We start from the raw sequence: 5,444 nt of genomic DNA, 5'->3' as shown, positions 1-5,444 counted from the left end.
CGGGAGAAGGCTGGGATGAGGGGATCAAAATAAAGTATTTTTCCTTATTTTTGATCCTCCTCACCCCAACCCTCTCCAGCAGGAGAGGGAGCTTTCTTCTTAACTTAACGGCATTGGGGGGGGGCGGGCATGTCTCGAATAAGAATCTAATGTGCGATACCGTACCGACGGTACCTGATGTTTCGATTAACATTCGCTCGGGGTTGTGAAACATCACAGCGTGCCCAATCAATCTCGAAACTTACCGAGATACCGGTCATTCTTAAGGAGTTGGAGGTAGTTATGAATAAATTAATTTCCATTGCAGCCGTGTCTTTTTTGAGCGCGACGTTTGTCGGCACCTCCTTTGCGGGTGGCGTCCAGGAGAAGCAACAGCAACTTCAGGAGAAACAACAGGAGGTAAAAGAAAAGAAGCATGAACTCAACGAGGAGCGCCAAAAGGAATCGGTCGAGCGTACCGAGGAGTCCAACAAGTCGATGCAGCAGGTGAGTCGCGCCACCAAGATCATCGGCACCAAGGTGAAAAATCCCAACGGAGAAAACCTCGGCGACATCAAGGACTTGGTGATCGACCCGGAGAGAGGCCAAGTGGTTTATGGAGTTGTCACTTTCGGCGGTTTCTTGGGCGTGGGGGACAAACTATTTGCCATTCCATGGGATGCTCTAAGTTGGAATGGTGATAAGAAGTATTACATCCTTGATCTGGATAAAGACACTTTAAAAAAGGCTCCCGGTTTTGATAAGAAGCACTGGCCGGACACATCAAATAAATGGGAACGGTTGCGTGAGGAGATTAATCAATTTCCTTTATATCGCCCCAAGGGTTGACGGAAAGCTAGGACTGGCGTTAGTGATCTTTGGAGTGGTGTGGCATAATTCTTAACCTAAAGGAGAACAGAAATGAGCTGGAATCGTATAGAAGGTAATTGGAAACAAATCAAGGGTAAGGTTAAGGAAGCATGGGGTGAATTAACCGATGACGAACTCGACCAAATCGCCGGAAAGCGTGATGTGCTCCTCGGCAAGATACAAGAAAAATACGGGATCGCGCAAGAAGAAGCCGATAAGCGGATCAAGGAATTCGAGAAGTCTCTCGATTGATCGTTTATTTTCTGGCTAGAACATGGATGGATAGTACCGTGCCGCTCGCTTGACGAGCGGCACTTCCATATTTTACGGTCAGATTTTACCCAATAAGACCAGAACCAATAAGATGACCAGGATTAATCCGATCCCGCCGCTGGGTCCATAACCCCATCCTCGGCTATGCGGCCAGGTTGGAACTGTTCCGACGAGCATCAAAACCAGGATGATGAGTAAGATTGTGCCAAGTGACATGGTAGTTCTCCTGTTAAAATTGGATTAAGAAAGTAAACCGATCAAGATGGCCAAACAGCGTGGCTTCAGTCCAGTGTATCGCCAATTCACATGAGACCTCAGTGTATGACCCTCCAAAGACGGTCAAAATACGCCTACGAAATAACTTAGCCTCGGCGCCGGCAAAATTAATATGCCCATCGCACGCGCCAATAGAGTTTCAATCACGATATTCATGGCGGCCTCTTTTTGATTGGCAATTCAGTCTAACGGAAAGATCAGACGTAGTCTGTACGGTGTCATACATAAGGCCGTATCACCGCAATCAAGTCCGCTGCGGCGATCCGGCCTTGTTATCCCTGCTTCCAACGCGAAACCAGAGTGACTTGATCGTTTCCAATAGGAGTAAGCTTAAGAAACCCGCGCCCCCGCAAACAGCCAGATCGACCCCGTGCAATCGGCCAAAATGGAATAGCGATTGCGCCGGACGCCAAAAGATAGCTATCGCCAGGAGCGCAATGACACTGGCGAGAAGTATCCATAGCGAGCGGTTGGGCCGTAAAAAGGCCCGGAACAGAGACGCCTTGAACGAGCGATTGATCAAAATCAGACCGATATTCATCAGCACCAGAGACGTGAAGACCAGTGCGCGCAAATCAGTCTCGGGCATGCCCATGCGCGCCGCGCTGATCAAAATGCCTGCCAGGATCGCGAAAACCACCAAACCTTGCAGGACCGCCCATAAAATTCGCTTCGGCAGCAGCAGCGGGCTTTCGGGATCACGCGGGGGGCGCTGCATCACGTCGTCCTCTTCCTTTTCGGCTTCAAACACCACCGAACACGCCGGGTCGATCACCATTTCGAGAAAGGCGATATGAATCGGCGTGAGCATCAGCGGCAGGCCCAACAAAAGCGGTAGAAGCGCGAGCCCGGCTACCGGGATATGCACGGCGATGATAAACTCGATCGCCTTGCGCAGATTATCGTAGATGCGCCTTCCTAAGCGGATGGTTGTCACGATTGAGCCGAAATCATCGTCGAGCAGGACGATCGCGGAGGCTTCGCGCGCGACGTCGGTACCGCGTCCGCCCATCGCAATACCAATGTGAGCGGCCTTGATTGCCGGCGCATCGTTGACCCCATCCCCGGTCATCGCGACGATTTCGCCATTGGCTTTCAAACTCTGGACAATGCGCAGTTTTTGATTGGGTTGGATGCGTGCGAATATCGATGTTGATTTCATGCGCTGGGCAAGACTCTCGTCCGACAAGGCGTCGATGTCTTCACCGGCAAGCACATCCGTCGAGTCGAGTCCTGCCTTTAGGCCAATGGCCCGGGCCGTGGCCGGATAGTCTCCGGTAATCATCACCACTCGTATACCCGCGGAACGGCATTCGGCAACCGCTGCCGGCACATTGGCACGTAGGGGGTCAGCAAATCCTATGAGACCCACATAGTCAAACTCAAAGCCGCGAGGCGTTTCCGGCAGGTCGTGCTGCCCCTGAGTTGCATTCGGGACGGTCGCCTTGGCGACTCCCAGCACGCGAACGCCATCATGCGCCAGTGCATCAACCTGTTCGCGTATTTCGGCCAAACGTTCAGCGGACAGTTGGCACAGTTCCGCTACGGCTTCGAGGGCGCCCTTGGCATAGGCCGTGCCGTTTGCATCACCATCAATGGATAGCAGGTTCGCAACCGCGAACAAATCCGGCCTTAGGCCATAAGCACGAATCAAGGTCCGATCGGCGAAGCCGGCCTTGCTCGAACCGATTTGGGTCTCCCAAAGCGCATGCACGGCTGCGTCCATCGGATCGGTGGGTTCGCGCGGACAGGCGAATAGGGCCGTTTCCAGAATTTCTCGCGGTTTGTCCGCAACCTTATTTTTTTCATCTTGAACCCAGCGCGCCTCATCATCGAGCAGGGAAACGACCGTCATACGATTTTCGGTCAACGTACCGGTCTTGTCGGTGCACAGTACCGTGGTGGCGCCTAGCGCCTCTATCGCTGACGCGCGGCGGGTGAGTACGCGAACCTGCGAAATACGCCACGCGCCCATCGCCATGAAGACGGCCATCACGAGTGGGAACTCTTCAGGCAGCATGGACATGCCGATCGCGATGCCGCCCAGCATCGCCTCAAGCCAGGAGCCGCGAAACAGCCCAAACAATACGACCGTTAGCGCTCCTACGAGTACTCCGATTATCGCGAAGACCCGCACAAACGAATGTATCTGGCGCTGCAAACGCGGTTGTTCCGTTTCGATCGAACCCAGGGCGCGCCCGATTTTGCCCATTTCACTGCGCATCCCGGTCGCGTGCACCAGCGCATGTCCGGTACCGCGCACCACCAGCGTTCCGGCAAAAATATAGGGTAAGTCTTCACCGCCCGGCTTCGGCACGGCGCGCTGATCTTGAGTCTTTGCTGAGTCATCTCGTGCCGATTTGCGAACCGGCAGGGATTCGCCAGTCAACAGCGATTCATCGAGCAATAAGTCTTGCGACCAGACCAGAGTGGCATCCGCCGCAATCCGGTCGCCTTCGGAAATGACGATCAGATCGTCCCGCACCACGTCCCGACCGGCAATCAGAATCCTCTTACCGTCCCGGATCACCAGCGCCCGAGGACTCGCGAGATTTCGCAGCGCTTCCAAGACTTTTTCGCTGCGGGTCTCCTGAACAAGGGTGATCGTTACCGAGAGAGAAGCGAATAAAAGCAGGAGTATGGCTTCTATTCTATCCCCCATCAGAAAATAGACGACGCCGCCTCCTATCAGTAGCGAAAACATGGGTTGGCGCAGCACTTCGAACAAGATGCACCAAAACCCGCGCTTGTCGGACCTGGGCAGTTCGTTGTACCCGTCCTTTTTCAGACGCTCCGAGACCATTGCGGCACTGAGGCCGCTAGCGGGTTCATAGGCTTTTGCCGGATTTTCCATGTGTCTGATTTCTCAAAATGGATTGATTTAAGGAACAGATATGAAATTGCTGTCGTTCCGGCTCACTCAAATTTGAAAACAGCGCCGGCTAAGCCGGTTCGAAGATCGTCCCAAATTTTATCCGTTGTATCTTTGGCTGTTTCCCAGGCATCGCCGCCGGTATTTTCCAACTCCTGCACCTTTTCGGCGGCTGCCAGTAGTATGGCATGTAACGCATTGAGGTCTTCGAGGTATTTAAGCTTTTCCATACCTGCCGATTCCCCCATCTTCGCCGTCAAGAGATCAATATCCGCGCTCCACTCTTTCAACTCCGATGCCAGTTTTTCTATGTATTCTTCTTTAGTTTTCATAGGTTTCTTAATATAGGTTGGTATTTTCACGTTGAATGGCTCATCCCTAGCGTGGGGCGATGTTGCCGTAGTTGTCGGAGACGATGACTTCTACGCGCCGATTCAATTGACGTCTGGCAGCGGTGTCATTATCGGCAACCGGAAACTTTTCGCCGTATCCCCTCGTCCTGACTCGGTCACTACTGATGTCCATGTCGATCAAAGCCGTCCGCACAGCATAGGCGCGCCGATCAGAAAGTACCTGATTTAGGACGGTACTGCCCCGGCTATCGGTGTAACCTTCAACCAACACCTTATATTCGGGGTATTTAGTGAGAAATCCGGCCAGCATTTGCACTTTGCGCATTCCTGCCGCTTCCATCTGTGCCTTGTTCGCGTTGAACAATACGTCGTCTAATTTGATCAATTGGCCGCGTCCCGCTTCCTTGGAATTCACCTCATGCTGTTGCATTTCATATCGAGCAATGCACGCTTGGTCACGTTGCGTATTGGCGCCAGCAATCGCCAATACGACGGTTTGCCGGACAACGGTTTCCTGGGCAATGGCCGTCTGATGTTTAGCTGTATCGGTGTCGGCCATTCTCGCTTCACGGTGGACATGATGGGCCAGCTCCTGCGCGGCGCTTGTGCAACCGGCCATAACGATTGCGGCAGCTACCATTACGCCGATACGTCGCATGATTCGGAACGGCCTCGTGGTAAGGTTTTTCATGTTTTTTTCCTTGCGTTAAGTGCTTAGCAGAAAGTAAATTGGTATTGAGAGCCAAAACCAGCGCCGATTTCATCGATAGCCTCCTCAAGTTCGGTAGGTGTAAACGATTGGAATGGCAGCCACTCGTATT

Annotated in this window: 7 protein-coding genes; 3 read left to right on the top strand and 4 right to left on the bottom strand. The window is 52.9% G+C overall.

From position 1 onward, the window contains the following. The 3 genes from U2W12_RS00055 to U2W12_RS00045 all read left to right on the top strand — a co-directional run. Positions 1 to 209: hypothetical protein (locus U2W12_RS00055; RefSeq protein WP_326498638.1), on the top strand; the 209-nt coding region annotated here is incomplete at its 5' end. Between the two features lie 73 nt (positions 210 to 282). Continuing rightward, the gene (locus tag U2W12_RS00050) at positions 283 to 828 is read left to right on the top strand and encodes a PRC-barrel domain-containing protein (RefSeq protein WP_326498637.1); all 546 of its coding nucleotides are present in this window, start codon (positions 283 to 285) and stop codon (positions 826 to 828) included. A gap of 72 nt (positions 829 to 900) precedes the next feature. After that, positions 901 to 1,101: a CsbD family protein gene (locus U2W12_RS00045; protein WP_326498636.1), complete on the top strand. Its 201-nt coding sequence runs from the start codon at positions 901 to 903 to the stop codon at positions 1,099 to 1,101. Between the two features lie 78 nt (positions 1,102 to 1,179). Here U2W12_RS00045 and U2W12_RS00040 read toward each other — a convergent pair whose 3' ends face one another. The 4 genes from U2W12_RS00040 to U2W12_RS00025 all read right to left on the bottom strand — a co-directional run bounded on the left by U2W12_RS00040 (position 1,180) and on the right by U2W12_RS00025 (position 5,314). Beyond that, positions 1,180 to 1,338: a DUF3309 family protein gene (locus U2W12_RS00040; RefSeq protein WP_326498635.1), complete on the bottom strand. Its 159-nt coding sequence runs from the start codon at positions 1,336 to 1,338 to the stop codon at positions 1,180 to 1,182. A gap of 304 nt (positions 1,339 to 1,642) precedes the next feature. Continuing rightward, complete coding sequence (locus U2W12_RS00035; RefSeq protein WP_326498634.1) at positions 1,643 to 4,252, bottom strand: cation-translocating P-type ATPase; 2,610 nt, start codon at positions 4,250 to 4,252, stop codon at positions 1,643 to 1,645. A 62-nt stretch (positions 4,253 to 4,314) separates the two neighbouring features. Continuing rightward, positions 4,315 to 4,602 (bottom strand): coiled coil domain-containing protein, encoded by a 288-nt coding sequence (locus U2W12_RS00030; RefSeq protein WP_326498633.1) that lies wholly within the window; start codon positions 4,600 to 4,602, stop codon positions 4,315 to 4,317. A 46-nt stretch (positions 4,603 to 4,648) separates the two neighbouring features. Beyond that, positions 4,649 to 5,314 (bottom strand): OmpA family protein, encoded by a 666-nt coding sequence (locus U2W12_RS00025; RefSeq protein WP_326498632.1) that lies wholly within the window; start codon positions 5,312 to 5,314, stop codon positions 4,649 to 4,651. Positions 5,315 to 5,444 lie beyond the last annotated feature (130 nt).

Origin of the sequence: Methylomicrobium sp. Wu6, assembly GCF_035916875.1 — a bacterium.
Lineage (GTDB): Bacteria > Pseudomonadota > Gammaproteobacteria > Methylococcales > Methylomonadaceae > Methylomicrobium.
Note: the sequence above shows the minus strand (reverse complement) of the source record. Positions and strands in the feature narration are given on the sequence as shown.